General features: G+C 38.7%; 22 protein-coding genes. 20 read left to right on the plus strand and 2 right to left on the minus strand.

Annotated elements, in window-relative coordinates; genetic code table 11:
- Positions 1–259 precede the first annotated feature (259 nt).
- From RT269_RS22225 to RT269_RS22245, 5 genes are all read left to right on the plus strand, one after another.
- Complete coding sequence (locus RT269_RS22225) at positions 260–1,174, plus strand: LysR family transcriptional regulator (protein WP_313185885.1); 915 nt, start codon at positions 260–262, stop codon at positions 1,172–1,174.
- 625 nt (positions 1,175–1,799) lie between these two features.
- Entirely contained in the window at positions 1,800–2,042 is a 243-nt protein-coding gene (locus RT269_RS22230) for a hypothetical protein (RefSeq protein ID WP_313185886.1), read from the plus strand.
- A 362-nt stretch (positions 2,043–2,404) separates the two neighbouring features.
- The gene (locus tag RT269_RS22235) at positions 2,405–3,280 is read left to right on the plus strand and encodes a DUF2806 domain-containing protein (protein WP_313185887.1); all 876 of its coding nucleotides are present in this window, start codon (positions 2,405–2,407) and stop codon (positions 3,278–3,280) included.
- A 110-nt stretch (positions 3,281–3,390) separates the two neighbouring features.
- The gene (locus RT269_RS22240) at positions 3,391–3,852 is read left to right on the plus strand and encodes a HEPN domain-containing protein (RefSeq protein WP_313185889.1); all 462 of its coding nucleotides are present in this window, start codon (positions 3,391–3,393) and stop codon (positions 3,850–3,852) included.
- A 229-nt stretch (positions 3,853–4,081) separates the two neighbouring features.
- Positions 4,082–4,909 carry a hypothetical protein gene (locus RT269_RS22245; RefSeq protein ID WP_313185890.1) on the plus strand — a complete coding sequence of 276 codons (828 nt, stop codon included), beginning with the start codon at positions 4,082–4,084 and terminating at the stop codon, positions 4,907–4,909.
- 318 nt (positions 4,910–5,227) lie between these two features.
- On the opposite strand, the gene RT269_RS22250 is transcribed toward RT269_RS22245, so the two are convergent.
- Entirely contained in the window at positions 5,228–5,959 is a 732-nt protein-coding gene (locus tag RT269_RS22250; RefSeq protein WP_313185891.1) for a helix-turn-helix transcriptional regulator, read from the minus strand.
- A 146-nt stretch (positions 5,960–6,105) separates the two neighbouring features.
- Between RT269_RS22250 and RT269_RS22255 the strand changes: the two genes are divergently transcribed.
- From RT269_RS22255 to RT269_RS22315, 13 genes are all read left to right on the plus strand, one after another.
- Positions 6,106–6,306: a hypothetical protein gene (locus tag RT269_RS22255; protein ID WP_313185893.1), complete on the plus strand. Its 201-nt coding sequence runs from the start codon at positions 6,106–6,108 to the stop codon at positions 6,304–6,306.
- Positions 6,307–6,308: 2 nt separating this feature from the next.
- On the plus strand, positions 6,309–6,743 hold the full coding sequence (locus tag RT269_RS22260) for a hypothetical protein (protein WP_313185894.1): 435 nt from the start codon (positions 6,309–6,311) through the stop codon (positions 6,741–6,743).
- Complete coding sequence (locus RT269_RS22265) at positions 6,697–7,482, plus strand: conserved phage C-terminal domain-containing protein (RefSeq protein WP_313185895.1); 786 nt, start codon at positions 6,697–6,699, stop codon at positions 7,480–7,482. The genes RT269_RS22260 and RT269_RS22265 overlap by 47 nt, the downstream gene beginning before the upstream one ends.
- The gene (locus RT269_RS22270; protein WP_313185897.1) at positions 7,415–8,206 is read left to right on the plus strand and encodes an ATP-binding protein; all 792 of its coding nucleotides are present in this window, start codon (positions 7,415–7,417) and stop codon (positions 8,204–8,206) included. Before RT269_RS22265 ends, RT269_RS22270 begins: the two co-directional genes overlap by 68 nt.
- Positions 8,207–8,237: 31 nt before the next feature.
- Positions 8,238–8,780, plus strand: a complete 543-nt coding sequence (locus RT269_RS22275; RefSeq protein ID WP_313185898.1) for a hypothetical protein — start codon at positions 8,238–8,240, stop codon at positions 8,778–8,780.
- A 62-nt stretch (positions 8,781–8,842) separates the two neighbouring features.
- Complete coding sequence (locus tag RT269_RS22280; RefSeq protein WP_313185899.1) at positions 8,843–9,673, plus strand: hypothetical protein; 831 nt, start codon at positions 8,843–8,845, stop codon at positions 9,671–9,673.
- A 73-nt stretch (positions 9,674–9,746) separates the two neighbouring features.
- On the plus strand, positions 9,747–10,034 hold the full coding sequence (locus RT269_RS22285) for a DUF2577 family protein (RefSeq protein WP_313185901.1): 288 nt from the start codon (positions 9,747–9,749) through the stop codon (positions 10,032–10,034).
- Positions 10,035–10,036: 2 nt separating this feature from the next.
- A complete protein-coding gene (locus RT269_RS22290; RefSeq protein ID WP_313185902.1) occupies positions 10,037–10,993 on the plus strand; it encodes an XkdQ/YqbQ family protein in 957 nt (318 codons plus the stop codon).
- Positions 10,994–11,217: 224 nt separating this feature from the next.
- Positions 11,218–11,832: a Rha family transcriptional regulator gene (locus RT269_RS22295; RefSeq protein ID WP_313185904.1), complete on the plus strand. Its 615-nt coding sequence runs from the start codon at positions 11,218–11,220 to the stop codon at positions 11,830–11,832.
- Positions 11,819–12,313 (plus strand): transposase, encoded by a 495-nt coding sequence (locus tag RT269_RS22300; RefSeq protein ID WP_313185948.1) that lies wholly within the window; start codon positions 11,819–11,821, stop codon positions 12,311–12,313. The genes RT269_RS22295 and RT269_RS22300 overlap by 14 nt, the downstream gene beginning before the upstream one ends.
- Positions 12,314–12,682: 369 nt before the next feature.
- The gene (locus RT269_RS22305) at positions 12,683–13,561 is read left to right on the plus strand and encodes a sigma-70 family RNA polymerase sigma factor (RefSeq protein WP_313185905.1); all 879 of its coding nucleotides are present in this window, start codon (positions 12,683–12,685) and stop codon (positions 13,559–13,561) included.
- 90 nt (positions 13,562–13,651) lie between these two features.
- Positions 13,652–13,906 carry a hypothetical protein gene (locus RT269_RS22310; RefSeq protein WP_313185907.1) on the plus strand — a complete coding sequence of 85 codons (255 nt, stop codon included), beginning with the start codon at positions 13,652–13,654 and terminating at the stop codon, positions 13,904–13,906.
- A gap of 267 nt (positions 13,907–14,173) precedes the next feature.
- Positions 14,174–14,335 carry a hypothetical protein gene (locus tag RT269_RS22315; protein ID WP_313185908.1) on the plus strand — a complete coding sequence of 54 codons (162 nt, stop codon included), beginning with the start codon at positions 14,174–14,176 and terminating at the stop codon, positions 14,333–14,335.
- A gap of 226 nt (positions 14,336–14,561) precedes the next feature.
- Here the strand turns inward: RT269_RS22315 and RT269_RS22320 are convergent, their stop codons facing one another.
- On the minus strand, positions 14,562–15,050 hold the full coding sequence (locus tag RT269_RS22320) for a hypothetical protein (protein ID WP_313185910.1): 489 nt from the start codon (positions 15,048–15,050) through the stop codon (positions 14,562–14,564).
- A 215-nt stretch (positions 15,051–15,265) separates the two neighbouring features.
- Between RT269_RS22320 and RT269_RS22325 the strand changes: the two genes are divergently transcribed.
- Together RT269_RS22325 and RT269_RS22330 are read left to right on the plus strand one after the other, a co-directional pair.
- Positions 15,266–15,475 carry a helix-turn-helix domain-containing protein gene (locus RT269_RS22325; protein ID WP_313185912.1) on the plus strand — a complete coding sequence of 70 codons (210 nt, stop codon included), beginning with the start codon at positions 15,266–15,268 and terminating at the stop codon, positions 15,473–15,475.
- 50 nt (positions 15,476–15,525) lie between these two features.
- Positions 15,526–16,188: a hypothetical protein gene (locus tag RT269_RS22330; RefSeq protein ID WP_313185914.1), complete on the plus strand. Its 663-nt coding sequence runs from the start codon at positions 15,526–15,528 to the stop codon at positions 16,186–16,188.
- The last annotated feature ends 370 nt before the right edge of the window (positions 16,189–16,558 follow it).

A 16,558-nucleotide genomic window follows, 5' to 3' on the forward strand; every position in this document is an offset into this window, starting at 1 on the left:
TATCCATAGGAACGGAACATGCAGCTGATATTATAGAAGATTTAGAGGAAGCATTTAAGGCGGTTCAATAACCGTCAGGTTTAACAGAATCAAAAACAGGCTGCCATACTTCTATGGCAGCCCTTTGAGCGCTAGGTACAGGGAGAAAAAACTTTGGCAATAAGATCTGCCCAAAAAGCGTGGGCAAGAAAGAGGAAACACCCTTCGGGTATACCTTTATGCCCAAAGAGCGTGGGCAAGAAAGAGGAAAGGAGATTCCATGACATTACAGCAGCTTCGCTATGCCATATGCATTGCAACTCAAAAATCCATGAACAAGGCGGCTGCCGAGCTGTTTATCACGCAGCCCAGCCTATCAAGCACCATCCGGGATCTGGAAGAAGAGATCGGCCTTAAGCTGTTTCTGCGCTCAAACAGGGGAATCGTGATCACTCCGGAAGGAGAGGAATTCCTTGGATATGCCAGACAGATGCTGGAGCAGTACCGCCAGATGGAAGAGAGGTTCGTAAAGAAGGAAAGGTTTAAGAAGAAATTCAGCGTATCCATGCAGCATTACACCTTTGCCGTTCAGGCTTTTATCCATATGGCAAAGGAATTCGGTATGGATGATTACGAATTTGCCGTACACGAAACCAAAACCTATGAAGTCATTGAAAATGTGAGGAACCAGAAAAGCGAATTAGGGATCCTGTACTTAAATGATTTTAACCAGAAAGCCATTGAAAAAATCTTTAATGATAATGAACTGGAATTTGTGGAGTTATTTCAGTGCGGGATCTACGTTTTTCTATGGAAGGGCAATCCACTGGCAGAAAAAGAGCTGATCGATTTTGAAGATTTAAAGCATTATCCTTGCCTGTCCTTTGAACAGGGAAATAATAATTCCTTTTATCTGGCGGAAGAAGTGTTCAGCACTTATGAATATAAGCAGATCATAAAGGCAGATGACAGGGCAACACTCCTAAATCTCATGGTAGGATTAAACGGCTATACCCTGTGCTCCGGGATTATCTGTGAAGATCTAAATGGAGATGAATATAGGGCAATTCCTCTTAATACCGATGATAAGATGAGAATCGGATATATAAAAAAGAAGAAGATGCCCTTAAGTATCCTTGGCGAAAAATATATAGCGGAGCTGATCAGATTGAAAGAAAAACATCTTCCAACCTAAGCTTAATAGCGGTTTATCTGCGTCACGGTGTACTGAAATTCAGTATTTCCGTGACGTTTCAGTTTCCATTGATTGGTACATTCCTTTAGCATTACTTACCTGTTATTTATAATTGTAAATAGGGTTTTCTATAAAGTTCCAGAAATGGGCATAGAAAAACACCCTCGTAAACTTTGTGGTGACCCCTAAAAGCCAGACCTGAGAATCTGACTTTTAAGAGTCTGTACACTTGGCAGTAGAAGGTGGATTTCTCTCTTCTTTGTTGCCAACCCCTTATATTGGGGCGGTTGTTCCTTTTGTAATTCTAATATAGCATATCTATTAATCACCTAAATATAATATTCATTTTCGGATTGTTTATCATGTTCTATCATGCGCTACGGAATACTGAAAATCAGTATTTTTGTGGCGCTTTGTGCTATGATTATTTATCATGTTCTATCCTTGATGGGGTATGAATGGGGTATAATTTAAAGCATCCAATGTGTTCCAAATATGTATAAATGATTAAATAGTACAGGTTATAATTTTCGGGGGCCCATGACACGATTGAGAACGTTGGATAGGTCTGACTGAAGTCTTATAGCTTGACAGAAAGCAGGATCATGGGATATGGGCGGCCAGATTGGAGCATTGTCCAGGTAAAGAAATTCGGTTGGCTTCCAGGAGGACGGCGGTTGGAGATATTATCTGGGGAATACTGGCCAGCCGGTTCGTAATGATTGGGTCTATGCAGACGGTAAGTGGTACGGGTTTTACGGTAAAGGTCAAGAACACCTGGTATCAGTACAAGGGCGACTGCTATTACCCGGGGGCAGATGGGGCAATGGTTAAGGGATTGCAAGCTTCTGGTGACAAGTGGTATTAACTGGATCAAGACGGCAAGAAGATATACGAACTGGTTACACTCACACCAGATCAGGACGAGGCTTGAGGTGGCTAGGTGTAATCCATGGTTTTTCAAATCAGATAGAAAGCGGTGTATATAAGTCAGTGTGTTGAACGGAAAATGCAACACTGGAGTACGGAATACATGATGGCATCGCCCTTCCCCCTGAGGGAGTTCCCGGTCCGAATCCGGGTGTTCCGATTGGTCTAGAAAGAAATATAACCTGTTTTAAGTAGTGAACCCTCCTTTTCTGAAAATGCCTGTCGATTTTTAGTCGATGGGTGTTTTCTTTTGGCAAATTTTGGTGTATGATGGAAGAAAAAATTTAGGGGGGATGTCACATGGAATCGTTGATAAAGATTGATAAGGAAGCTTTGGAACCATTATCAAAAGTTTTAATTGCGCTTATGGATAAAATGGAAAAGGCGGCATGTTGGGTGGCAATGCCTAAGGGTAAGAGTGCGAACCGAGAACGTGCTATAAGTTTTTATATAAAAGAACTTGAAGAGAAAGAAGATATGCCCCCATTGATGAAAGCGGCTTTAATAACTCAAGCAAGAAAAACGTTGAAAGAGTATTGCAATATAACAGATATTGTACATTTGGCAATCCGACAGTTGAATGAAGATGCAAAGCCGCAAGATATAGATGATGATTGGTTTTCGTATTTTTATGAGCATGCTAAGAATATTAATCTTTCTGAAGCAAAGATTTTATGGGCAAAGATTTTGGCAAATGAGTGCAATAGAAGAAGTTCCATTCCTAAGCTATTAATACATATCTTATCAGTTATGTCTTTAAGAGATGCGAAAGCATTTGAGTGCTTATGTGGCTTTATAACTCAAGACGTTAATAGTAAAGAGAGTGCAGTTAATCTAGTACTTATTCACGATTTTAATGATGACATGGTAATAAATAATGGCTTGAATTATGAATTATTAAGGGATCTTGAAGCCCTAGGACTTATCTGTCAAGAAGATGACTTAGTCTGTTGTGATGAAAATTATAGTAACATATTAAAATTGAGGTATCAAGACATGAATGTATTAATATATGCACCTGATGAAAAGGAGCCCAGTTTTCCTTTTGGAAATGTAATGCTAACAAACGCAGGTCTAACATTATCAACATTAATTGAAGGAAAAAAGCTAGAAGGGTTTCTAGATTATTTGAAATTATATTTTGAAAATTTGAATTTCACAGTTGAAATATCTTGATATTTTAAGATCTCTCCATCACAGAGGCTCAATTGAGCTTTACATTAATATGGGCACTTTTCTTTTGGAGGAATTTGAGGTATTATGAATGAAAAAGGTGGGATTTGTATATGGAAAAATCATTTGAAGACATAAAGGCAGCTATGGCGACTTTCAAAAATGCAGCCATGGTATTGTATCTGGAAGAACGTAAAATATCCGAACAATCGGGAGTGAGTTTAGATACTTCAATAGTACCTGCGATTGTACTTGATGCGTTTTCTTGTGAATTGGCTTTAAAAGCATTGGCAGCTAAGCGAGGAATAAGCGTAGAAAGAAATCACTTGCTTGATGAATTATTTAATAAATTGCCAGAATCAGACAAAAATAATATTTCAGAAAAAGTAATTGAGATATTGAACGAAAGTAGAGCTAAGTATGGAATAGAAGAATTTAATATTTGCCTGCAAAAAGTAGGAAAAACATTTGTAGATTGGAGATATTATTACGAAAATTACAGAAGGATAGATCTAGATCTAATATTCTTCGTGAAATTTAGCATGGTTGTAGAAGAATATGTAAAAAGCTTATAACATTTCCCAAAACGCATCTTAAAAAACAGAATGCTGATATGGCACCCTAGGTTACGGCCAGGACTCCAAATCAAGGCGTAGGATTAGGATTCCAATTATGGATATTCTTTACTCTTACGTCTTTCTGTAGACGATGCTGTATTTGGTATTGGTGGTAATTGGACAAGATGGTAATGTATCTTTTGTAAAGGATTTTCAATGCTATAATAATTTAGAAAAGAGGTTTAGTTTGATAAGGTTAGAAGAATACATAGCTAAAAGGAAAGCGGAAGATCATCTAAATGAATTTGATATGGGACAAAAGTTAAGTAACATTAAAAAGTCCATAGATTACATATTTGAATATTTCGATAATTATCTTCCACTGGAAGGTGCTGAAAATCACTCAGCAGAAGAAAATGAACGGTTTAATAAATATGCGAAAGCTCTTAGAGCGTATTCTCCTGAACTTTGTAATTTGTTTTTGACGATATATGATGAAACCGGACATCAGGTAAATAAAACAATACAAAAATACTGTGATAATACATCAGAATTTCTTCTTGCATTTGAAGATAGCGATTTTAGGACAATATCCTATAATTGCTATGCTGAGCTGATAAAGAAACGTCCGTGTTTAAAAGATGAAACGGAAAGGTTATATCAGTTTATAAAAGAATATCATGCTGTAGTTACAAAAAGAGAATATGAATACTTTGGTTTTCCCCAGATATCTGAGAGGATTACTGCATGGCTTAATGATACATATATTAAGTATAATGTAAATTTAGCCGCTGCCATTCAGAAATATTTGTTAGACGAATTTGATAACAATGTTGATATGTGGCCTCCTGGCAGTAAGATTAAATCAAACGATCCATATAATGTACCTCCCTATGAATACAATTATAAAAAAAGGAAAAATCTGTTTAACATAAATAGTTATTATAGTAAATTTGGGAACAAACCATTTTTGAAAGGAAAAAAGAAGAATCTTGAAATTTTAATGATGTTTACATGGCTTGGAGAAAAGGATGAATACTTCCGGAATTATTTGGCGGAATTTAAAGAATATTAATAAATGTAAATCCTAAGTTTTGAAGCATTGATGTATTCGGTATCATGGCATTAAAAAGGACCTGTTATAATTAGACATTTTGCTTGTATACCCTCCCTATCTGGCTTAATATATAAAAGCAAACAAAATATTGACGAATATCCCAGGTCATAGCCTGGAAGCCATATCAAGGCGTAGGAATAGGATAGTCCAGTTTTGGATATACTTGTTCCTACGCTCTTTTGTTTGTAAAAATCTGATACTAAAGCAAGGGGGTAAGTGTTTTGTTATTAATTCCGTGGAAAATGCAAATTATCAAAGGAAAGATAAGGTGCATTTTTACTTTGTGGATTTGAGCTGATCATACCATGCTTTACGTTCTATTTCTCTTTCAGTTATACTAAGAATGGCTTTTATATAATCCTGGAATAACTGATATAATTCGGCTGGTAATAAATTGATGGTTTTGCCATCCGATAAGCGAATTATTTGGCTAGAGTACTCTTCTTCTAATAGTGTCTTTTTAAACCCCTCAATAAGAGATGAACAAGATGGATTACTGCTTATGCTTTTAAATAGTGTGATATCAGGACACAATTTCATATTTAAGTCATAGCCACAATGGTGCAGAATGGCCTTGGTTCCATTTTTAAATAGAGTATCTATATCTTTATTGGGAGGCGTTTCGAAGTGCTCAAATTTAGTCTTGCAATCTGTTTCACACAATAAATATCTATAATCAAAATCATCAAAATCATCATAACCAATGGGCACAAAGCCATTTTCAATATCATCGGCATATTCTTCCTTGTCTTCTTCAGAAAGCTCATGGTAAGGCATTTCTATGAACTGCGTCTTAGTTGGAGATGTTTTGTTCAAATAATCTGCAATAGATATCGCCATATCTTTGGTCAGTCGTCTTTTTCCATTTATAACATAACTTATATGTTGGGGTGTGTAGTTTAACTCTTCGGCAAGTTTACTGCTTTTTATATTTCGTTCCCTTAAGCATTCTTTAATTCTTTCGCCCTGAACTCTACGAATATACGGGTTTTGATCGTCTTTGTCCATTATTAATCCTCCTAGGCTTTTAACTTTATATTGGGTCCATTTAGTTGATGGCTTAAAATTAACGTTTATGTTAATATAATACTATGAACAGTGACTAATATCAACCATTATTTAAACAAAGTTAAACAGAAAGAGAGGAAATTGAAATGAGACTAAGAGCAATGAATACAGTATCAGGAGAAAGCCGTTTGATGGATACGGAAGAGTTACGTGCCTACACAAACCTGGGGCGTAACAATGCTATGAAGTTGGGGGAAGAGATTGGAGCTAAAGTAAAAGTCGGAAAACGCGTCCTTTGGGACCGGGTAAAGATTGATCAGTACCTTAATGAATTAACGGGGGCATGATTATGCATGATAGCAAACGAATTGGGCTAATAGAAAAAGCCAAGGATCGCACACCACAGGGAGCAGCGGCAACTGCGGAACCTAACAAAATATTACCTTTAGTAGTAACGGAAGCCCTACCAGTTGGTAAGGAAAATGCTATTAGTGCTCAGGAATTGTGTACATATCTTGGATTTAACAGTACCAGGGATCTCCAGCACGAGATCGCCAGAGAGAGAAAAGCCGGCGCAGTAATTCTTTCTACTTGCCAGGAGGGAGGCGGTTACTTCCTTCCGAGCAATGAACGGGAAGTCAGGCAGTTCATAAAGACCTTAGAGAACCGGGCGAATAACACTTTTGAGGCTCTGCGTTCGGCCAGAAGATTCTTACGGCAGCAGGAGGTGACCGAAGATGAGCAGTCCCCAATTGGAGGGTGGTTACACCAGGATAGCAAATGAGCTATTAGAAGCTGTTTCTCATGCTGATTTTAACGGCGCTCAGCTAAGAATACTATTTTGCCTGATAAGAAATACCTATGGGTTTGGACGTAAGGAATGTGACTTTTCTAATAGTTTTGTTGCTAAAGGCACTGGGCTCAGTAAGAGTAGCATAATTGCAGTGATAAACAGTTTACAGGAGGGGAAAGTGATTGTGATAACGCAGCAATCAACCTTTAATAGTCCCAGGAAAGTGAAGCTGAATAAACACATTAATGAGTGGTCCGTTCTACCTCCACAGTGGCAGACGTCTACACCAGGTATAGATATCACTACTTCTACAGGTACAGACGTCTGTACTACACCAGGTATAGACGTCTGTACCCAAAAAAGAAAGATATTAAAGAAAGATATTAAAGAAATAGTCGAGAAGCCTCATTTTGAGGAAATTATTGATTATCTTAACAGCAAAACCGGCAAGGGGTACAGGTGGCAGACTAAGTCAACACAGGGCCATATCAATGCCAGATTTGCAGAAGGATATACCTTGGAGGATTTTAAGAATGTCATAGATAAAAAGACAGCGGAGTGGAAGGGCGGAAAGATGGAGCAGTACCTAAGGCCGGAAACATTATTCGGAACTAAGTTTGAAGGATATCTTAACCAGCAGCAAGGAGAGGAGGAGAACGCAGATGGAATTAACGGTGGGGAGTCGACAGCAGATTACTATCGCAGGAAATATGGTGTCAGCATTGGTTAAGTCGGTAGATGCTGTACCAGGTGGGGCATTTGTAATTTACAATATACCGAATTATGGCGAGACACAGCCGTTTTGGTCACCTGATGGAACTGTACAGGGCATAGAAACGAGAAGAAGTCAAAGCATGATACCTCCAGAGTATGTATATAAAAGAGCCAAAGATTTCCAGTGGGATATATATGGCGAGAATGTCAATCTTCAACGGCAGATCGTGAATGCTTTTATCGTCAATTTCAAGGCTTTTGAAAAGCAAGGCCGCGGGTTATACATATACTCCGAGACTAAGGGGTCCGGTAAAACAATGTTGGCATGCTGCCTGTGCAATGAGGTCATAGAAAGATACGGCATTCCAGTGAAATTTATATCGGTGCCTGATTTTGTGGAACTGATTAAGGACAAAAGCGACATGAGCAAGGAAAAAACTGAATCTTTGTATCAGGCCCGGCTTTTGGTCTTAGATGACATAGGCGCACAGACCGGAAAACAGGAATGGATTGACAATGCTCTTTTCCGTTTGATTGATTATCGCAAGAGGGAATTTCTTCCGACCATATTTACAAGTAATTGCGATTCCGAGCAACTGAAAATGGACGATAGGTCTGTGGACCGGATTGTTTCGATTTCTACAGAGGTAAAAATACCGGAGCGCAGTATTCGTAGGGAAAAGGCAGCAGAAGCGAATAGAAAATTTATTCAAGGCCTTCTTGATGCGGAAAAACCTTAAGCAGAAAAAGCGATTGAGAGGAGAAAAAACAATGGAATCAGCAAGAGAAAGGGCTTTAACAGCAATCAAAGCAAGGAGGGACTTAAGCCCGCCAATGATTAGTGTGTATAACCTTCTAAGAATAGGTAAGGTGGAAACGTGGGCCGGTCTGTGCTGTGATCGCATAGCGGATGCAAATCTTATTGACATGGAGGACGTGCATATCGATTTTATCAATATGCCAGGACTTTGCCTTACTGCTGAGGGAATTATGGTGTGTCGGGATATTCTGGAATCGTACATTGGCAAAGAAACTCTTCGTGATGCGTTCAAATGGATGTGTTCTGAGGAATCCATAAATGCCAATATTAATACTGCTGTTCAAGTCTTGCGGGATATGAGTAATTCAGGCTTGAAGAAATTGTATAGGGAAGCAGAGTCGTTACAGTTTCCAGAAAGCGTCAGTGCCCGGGAGTTGATCCAAGAAGAGATGCGTCAGAGAGTGCCATTTATGGCACTGGTTCGCAAAGCCAGGAAAGAATACAGGTTACTACCTGTCAGGAGGATTCTTTTAAAAGCAAAAAGAAATAAATAATATGTAGTAAAAAACGTGGTTATTATGGTTTATAACGCAGTAACTACAGGAAAGGAAAGAGGATGTACTGTGTTATTCAGGAAATTGAAACCAGGAGGATGCAAAAGAATGGGTACCCTAAACGGATAGAAACTTACTTTACCGAAAGTAATGTCATACCCAGTTACTACGGCTATTGTTACAGCACGGAACGATTTGAAAGACCGATTAAGAAAGCCTATCGAATTAGCATTCATGAAAGTTATCGGGAAGCTGGAAGGATTAAGAAAAAGCAGTTTGTGGTATGTACTGTGAATTATTACAGTATAGCAGATGATTCCTTCAATTTATATGATTGGGGAGATTCAAGAATAAATATTGCGGTAGATGCCTTATGTTGTTCTTCAGAATTCTTATATGATCTGATTGAAAAGAAGCTGAATCCGCTTAAAGAACATATCCAAGCTGAATTTGCTCAAACAGAGGAGTTTAAGGTTCATGAAGAGCATGAGCGTATAACGACTCTATACGCTGTCAGTAAGGCCGAGTTTAATGAAAGGTATGGAACCGTAGGCTCTAATGCTTATGACCAGTGCTATGACGTTTTTGGAGTGTTACAGAACCCTCAAAGGCTTAAGGAGATAGAGGAGGAATACTTAGAAAAAATAAACTACGAACAAAAGAGCCGGGAACAAAGCCGTAGGTATTATGAAGATTCTTACAGTAACTACAATAGAAATAGTTCCGGTAGCTTTGGTTCTGTAGGCGGTCAACGAAATGAGGAGAGTAAAGCCACTCTTAAGCAGTTTTACCGGACGCTTTCCAAAGCATATCACCCAGATAGTAATCCTGGGAAAGACACATCTGAGGAGATGAAGCTTCTGAATCAGATTAAAATTGATTGGGGGCTGTAGTGGTTAGGTGTAATGGGATATATAAATCAATGGTGCAGGCCTTGAATTTAAAAAGAAAGGATTTTAGAGAATTATGAATGATAACATTGGAGCAAGTAAATTACATGCTGTAATAAAAGAAATTGCAGATAGATGCCTTGAAAACCGAAAGATAACCGGGATTAATACTGGAGTATATAACGGTTCTGCTATTGTAATAAGCGACCGGCTTCCAATACCAATGAGTATGGTTAAAGGTAATCTGAAAAACAAACTTGTAAGCGGTGATAAAGTGGTGCTTTTGCGTAATGATGGAGGGCAAGAATACTACATATTGGAAATAACAGGAAAACCTTTTCTAATTAATAGCGGAGAGTATTAGAAGTGGAATTATTAGTAAAAACACATGGCCAGATTTATGATATAACTGGAAGCTGTACAGAACTTTCATGGAGCGAGGCTCTAAACAATGGAGCAGGCAGCTTAGATGTTTCTTATATCAGTGATGGGTTAATTATAGAAAATGGCGATATTGTTAGATTATCAGATAACAATGGGGCCAATGGTATTTTTATGGGGAGAATATTTACAGTATCAGGAAGCCAGGATGGAATTGTAAAATTCAAGGCTTATGATCAGCTCCGTTATACAAAAACAAAAGCAATTATTGTCCTTGAAAATGGTACACTTAAAAACCTGGTTCAGAATATGTGCACATATCTTTCTTTGTCAGTCGGAACAGTGGAAGATCCAGGATATATTCTTGATCCTATAGCTGTCATGGATAAGTCGTGGTTAGATCAGGTCATAGAGTCAATATATAAGACGTACCATGGAATGGAAGTGCATGATTTATTTTGCTTGCGTGATGAATACGGTTCTATATGCCTCTGGAACATGCGTAATTTACAGCTTCCTTTGGTGCTTGGTGATGATAGCTTATGTACTGGATACACCTGGAAGAAAACCATAGATGGTGATTTTTATAACCTTATAAAAATTGGTTGGGGTGATGAATCAGCAGGTCAGATTGATATCAGATCTGCAATAGACCCGGAGTCAGCAAAAAAGTATGGCATCCTACAGCTTTTTGAAATATCCTCCAATATTGATAATGCTGCAAAAGCGCAAGATCGTGCCAATAAAATGTTAGAAGTATATAACCATGAAGGAGAAACATTGGAATTAGAATGTTTTGGAGATTTAAGGATACGTGCAGGAAATAGCTTTTATGGAAACATAGAGGATATTAGTTTGAACCGGCGGTTGATTGTACAAAAGGTCACGCATAATTTCCTGCCTATACATACTATGTCCTTGGAAGTAATGACAGGAAACTAATAAGACTTATTCCCCAATATATAGAGGGTAGAATGGATTTGTATGGAGGGTAGAATGAGGACAAGCCATGCAAATCCCCAACCCCCTAGATGATTACGCCGACCACAGCCCATCACTGGCCCTGACAGAATACATAATGCTCCCCATAGCTACAGTAGTGGTTGCTGGATTGGTAGTGGCAGTGTGTACATATTTTAAACTGTTTTAAAAGGAGGAAAGTTGAAATGAAAAGATTAGAACAGGTACTAACATCATTGGAAGTTGCTGAAATGATAGGTAAACAACACAAAAATTTACTTGCAGATATTAGAGGATATTTCGGGGAATTAGCTGAGCTGAAAATTCAGCCGAGTATCTTTTTTCAAAAAAACAACTACAAGGATAGCACGGGAAGATCATTACCTTGCTTTGACGTAACAAAAAAAGGCTGTGAATTTATCGCCCACAAGCTGACAGGAATCAAGGGAACAGAGTTTACCGCAAGATATATCAATCGGTTTCATGATATGGAGGATTCTATCAGAGAAGGAATCCCAAAGAGGGAAAAATCTACAGATCCCAAGCGTCCGGCCCTCTCATCGGTAAACATGGCAGCAAGGATTATGAAAGATACATATAAAGAAGCTGGAGTTAATTCAACTTTTATCGCCGTTGCAGTGAGCAACCTCTATAAGAATGAAGCGGGCATCGATTTTGGAATACCGTTGATTACGGACAAGCTGGACATGCCAAAGCTTTACGATTGCGCAGAGATTGCTAAAGAGCTTGGAATTTATTCCACCAGTGGCAAGCCACATAATAAGGCTAATAAAGGAGGTGAGATTAATAGCAAAATATGAATATTGGTTGACTACTGAGGGGTTGATACTGATTGAAGCATGGGCACGTGATGGATTGACCGATGAACAAGTAGCAAAAAATATCGGGGTTAACAGAGATACATTGTATACTTGGAAGAAGAAGTACCCCGACATATCCGACGCCTTAAAAAGGGGTAAGGAAGTTGTAGATATAGAGGTAGAAAATGCTTTGTTTAAAAAAGCCACCGGGTTTACCAGAACAATCAAAAAAGCTATAAAGGTGAAAGAAGTACTCTACGAAGCGGGAAAACGGAAAAGTGAGAAAGAGCATATAGAATTTGCTGATGAGGAAATATATATCCCTCCCGACACAACGGCACAGATATTCTGGCTAAAGAATAGGAAGCCTGATACATGGAGGGATAAACAGAACGTGGAATTATCCGGAGAGATCAAGACGAATAATCCTTATGAAGGCCTAACCACAGAAGAACTAAAGAAGCTGATACATAATGGATAGAAAAAGCATAATCAGAAACAAAAAAAATGAGCCGAAAATTCGGCTGAGTTAACTACTTTTTAGGGTGGAGAACTCCACTCCGGAAGGGAGCCGGTCTGTAAAATATAAGATGATTTATCAGAAAGTAAGGTGATATTATGAAAGATACTGTCACTACTGTTGGTACACTTGATCCCTGGAAAGCTTTTGAAGCCCTTGGAAGGATCATAAATACAGGGCGGAAGTCAAATTATTAAGCATCAGAGATAAGAAGGAAGCTGCTAAAGATGAATCTGGAAAAACTAAGGGAAAATGAAGTGTTATGTAGAGAGTGCCTGAATGAATGAAAAATGACATTAAAGCATATTGGAAGCGAGGAGGCAACAGGATATGACCAACGAGGAACTTGTGATCAGAATCAAGACTGGTATAGACCCGGAGGAAAATATGCTTGTCCTGTATGAGCAGGTAAAAGCCTTTATTAGCTCTATTGCCTGGAAGTATCGGGGACAGGAAGAAATAGAGGATTTGGAGCAGGAGGGGTATCTCGCTTTGTACGATGCCATTGACGGTTATGATCCGAATACTGGATATAAATTTCTTACCTATGCGGAGAGATGGATTAGACAGGCCATGGGGAGATACATTGAAAAAAACTCTAGTAGTCTGCGGATTTCTTATCGAAGCCAGGCAAGATTACGGAAGTATAACCGGTTCAGTGATTCCTTTGTGAAAGAATATGGTCGTGAACTTTCAGAAGCCGAAACAGCCGCTTCAATGGGCTTAAGTATAGACCAGGTAAAAGATATCCATAAGAATGCCTGCATGGAGAATTTGGTAAGCCTGGACGCTCCTATAATGGGATTTGAAGAGGAAGGGTTTTCAACGGGTGATGGTATTCCATCGACTGAAAATATGGAAGAGGAAACGCTTGACCGGTTGCAGCAGGACCAGCTTTCTACGGTACTATGGGAATGTGTAGATAGTTTGCCGGGGCGGCAGCCGGAAATTCTCCGTAAAAGATTCCAGGAAAATATGACTTTAGATGCAATCGGGGAATCTTTTGGGGTCTGGCGTGAAGCTATTCGGAAGGACCAAAATAAGGCATTACGAGAACTGCGCAAACCTAGTAATGCAAGAAGACTGCGGCCATTCCTGTCAGAGACAGAAGAAATTTACAACATGGGTATAAGAGGAACTGGTTTAGATAGGTTTAACCATACATGGACCAGTGCAACGGAAAGAGCTGCCCTTCATTTTGAGGCATGATAGGGGATAATATGTAGCTGTAATTAAGTGACTTTCAATTATCCTGTTCGGTGATATACTGGAATTATCACCAATGAAGGAGGCAAAAAAATGCCAAGAGTAAAACTTACCGATAATGAACAAAAAAGACTAATTGCCCGTGCGACAATTAAAAATCGAATGGAGATTAAACAAATTAGCGTAAAGGGAATAGCAAAGAGGATAAACATGCCGGCAAGTACTTTGTACAATCGTTTTGCACACCCTGAAATAATGAGGTTAGACGATTTATGGACCTTGGTATTAATCCTTGGGTTGAGCGATCAGGAAATATTACAGATCATCAGGGGAAAGGAGCAAGTATAAAGCACATGCTAATATAGGTGAATCCCTTACTTTCATTCAGATGGTTGCAATGTTTTATAGTAACTCCATAGGGAGATAATGGCATAAGGCCAATTTGTCCGTTTGACATTTTAATATGATGTCATGAACAGGGCGGATTGCTACAATGGAATATAATGCTATTAAATAGTACGAGATCGGTATGCGAAAGAAAGATATATCATCTGTATCATTTTTATCTATACCCGATAATTAATTAAAAAGGCGTATAAAAAAGGTGGAATGATTATGGGAAAAAGAAAACATGAAAAGCCAGAGGTAGTCTTTATTCTAACACCCGGATATCAGCAGCGATGGACTAAAGCTGTCCTAGAAGCCTATGAAGAGAATGAACGTAGACTTTCTGAACAGCGAGCACGTGAATTAATTGAAACAGAAAAGCTCGGATAAGGAGGACAACCCATGCAAAACAACCCCCTAGACGACTACACCGACCACAGCCCATCATTAGCGGGGTATACATATTTAGAGAGACATTGAAAGGAAGTGTGCGAGAATGGATGGAAAAAAGTCAGCGGAAGAGTTTTCTCTTTATAGAAGAATTTCAGCCCTCGAATCGGAAGTTCAAAGGCTGAGGGAAAGAGAACGATTATTTACTTTTTGCTGGAATGTAGTGTCAATTCTCCTGGTTTTTGGTTTCCTCGCTAGGAAGATTGTTTATTTCTTCTTTTGAATTAGTGAGGAATTCATTAATAAGGGGTGTAAGTTCATGAACGTCCTGTTCCTGAATTTGAATATTATAGTTGTTGATAGTCGTATTCTGTATATTACCAGAATCCTTCATGTTGCCATAAAAATCATTAATCAAAGTGAGTAATGGTATTGCCAGGGTTGTTATTACAAAGAGAATTTTCTTCTCCTTTGAGATTCTGTCACTTTGATGGGAGGGAATATATTTAACTGGATATTTTTTACTAATATCTAACTGAATATAAGATTCCACAAAGCTGTCGCAAAGGTCTGCAAGCTTTGTGAGCACTTCATCTGGGGTATCAGGTTTTTTGGCAAGAGACTTAAGCAACTCAAATTTATCCAAGGCGATTTCTCCCCAAGTTAATGATGATAATTCACCCCAGGTAAATACTTTTGTTTCGCCCCAATTCATATAAGAATTCTCCTTTCTTTCGTACTCAGCTCTGCGCGGCCTGTAAGTACATTATAAGACTGGAGGAATATGGAAGCAACCAAAAGGAGGTATTTTATTAAACGAATTAAAAGTAACAGGGAGACTACCACCAATTAATCTCTCTTTAGAAATGAAAGTCTAAAGCTATGAAGATAAAGTAACAAATAAAAACACTAAAAGTGGAGGTAAGAAAGATGGTAGAGCCATATAAGCCGCTATACACAGTCCGAGAGGCCGCAGAACTCCTGATGGTTAATAAGGATTTTGTAAACAGGGAAATTACCAATGGGCGGCTTCCGGTTTTAAATTTGGGTCGTAGAAAGATTCGTGGAAGTGACCTGGAAAAATACATAGAAAACTACCCGGCAGACAATCTGGTAAAAGAGAAGAGCGAGATGAAATGAAAGTAGGGAGAAAATAAAAATTCCCATTAAGTTGGGAAAAGGAGGAAGATATGCATTACATTGATGTAAAAAATGTGATGGAAGTTATAAAAGGATCGGAGTACCCAGGAACAGATCAATCTAATGCATATCTTTCCATTGACGATCAGCCATTCCATGTAAAAATAACATATCAAAAAACTGGATTTGGAGAAAAGCCTTTTTTATGTTGCCCTAAATGCGGCAGCAGGCGTGTAAAGCTCTATTTGCACGGAAAGGTATTGTTGTGCAGAGAATGTCTTCCGTATTCAATATATAGCGGCCTTACGCATTCCACAGAAGGAGGAAAAAAATATATAAGGTACATTATGGAACGTGTGGCAATGAAAAATGGAATCGTTCTAAAAGTCCCCTTTTATTATGGCGATTATCCGAAACCCAGGGGTAAAAATGAGGACGAATGGGTAATGACGCTATTGAAATTACAGGCATTGGAAAATATGCGGAATCAAGCAATCTTTTTAAATAAACGGTATTTAAGACGGACGATCAGAAGTGTACTGCAGGAAAAGAATATTTTCCTTTATGTATGTGAGTTGTATGACATTGATAGATACTTTTATGACTGGGATAAAGGCTATATAGATTTTCCGGGGAATCCAAATGATATAGAAGCGTCAGGGCTTACCAGTAATGCAAATGCATACCAAAGGGCAACCTTAAAATCATCTTAGTATTTAGTACTTTTGAAAAACAGGCATAAGCAATGAATCTATCTCAAATCGCCTTCTGAGCGGAGCTACAATCCATAATTTCTCCATGAAAGATATCAAATAGTCTGGCCGTCAAGACGTTCGTCTTGTGTGTAACGATTGTATGCAACGCTTGGAAAGGACCGTTGCAACGTTCGGTATTCTCGTGGCGGAAAATTCCGCTGCCCAAATTATGTATTAATAAGAAAGAGGGAGTTGTTACCGGGTCTGTACCTAAAGGTACGGGGATAAGCTGGCAGATACTAAAAGTACATGTTGACATTTGTACAGCCTATATAGTCAAAAGCTATGTGAAATAGATTCAATCGTTTGGGAAGTCTGGCGGCCGAAA

Origin of the sequence: Lacrimispora sp., from assembly GCF_032078915.1 — a bacterium.
Taxonomy (GTDB): Bacteria; Bacillota; Clostridia; order Lachnospirales; family Lachnospiraceae; genus Lacrimispora.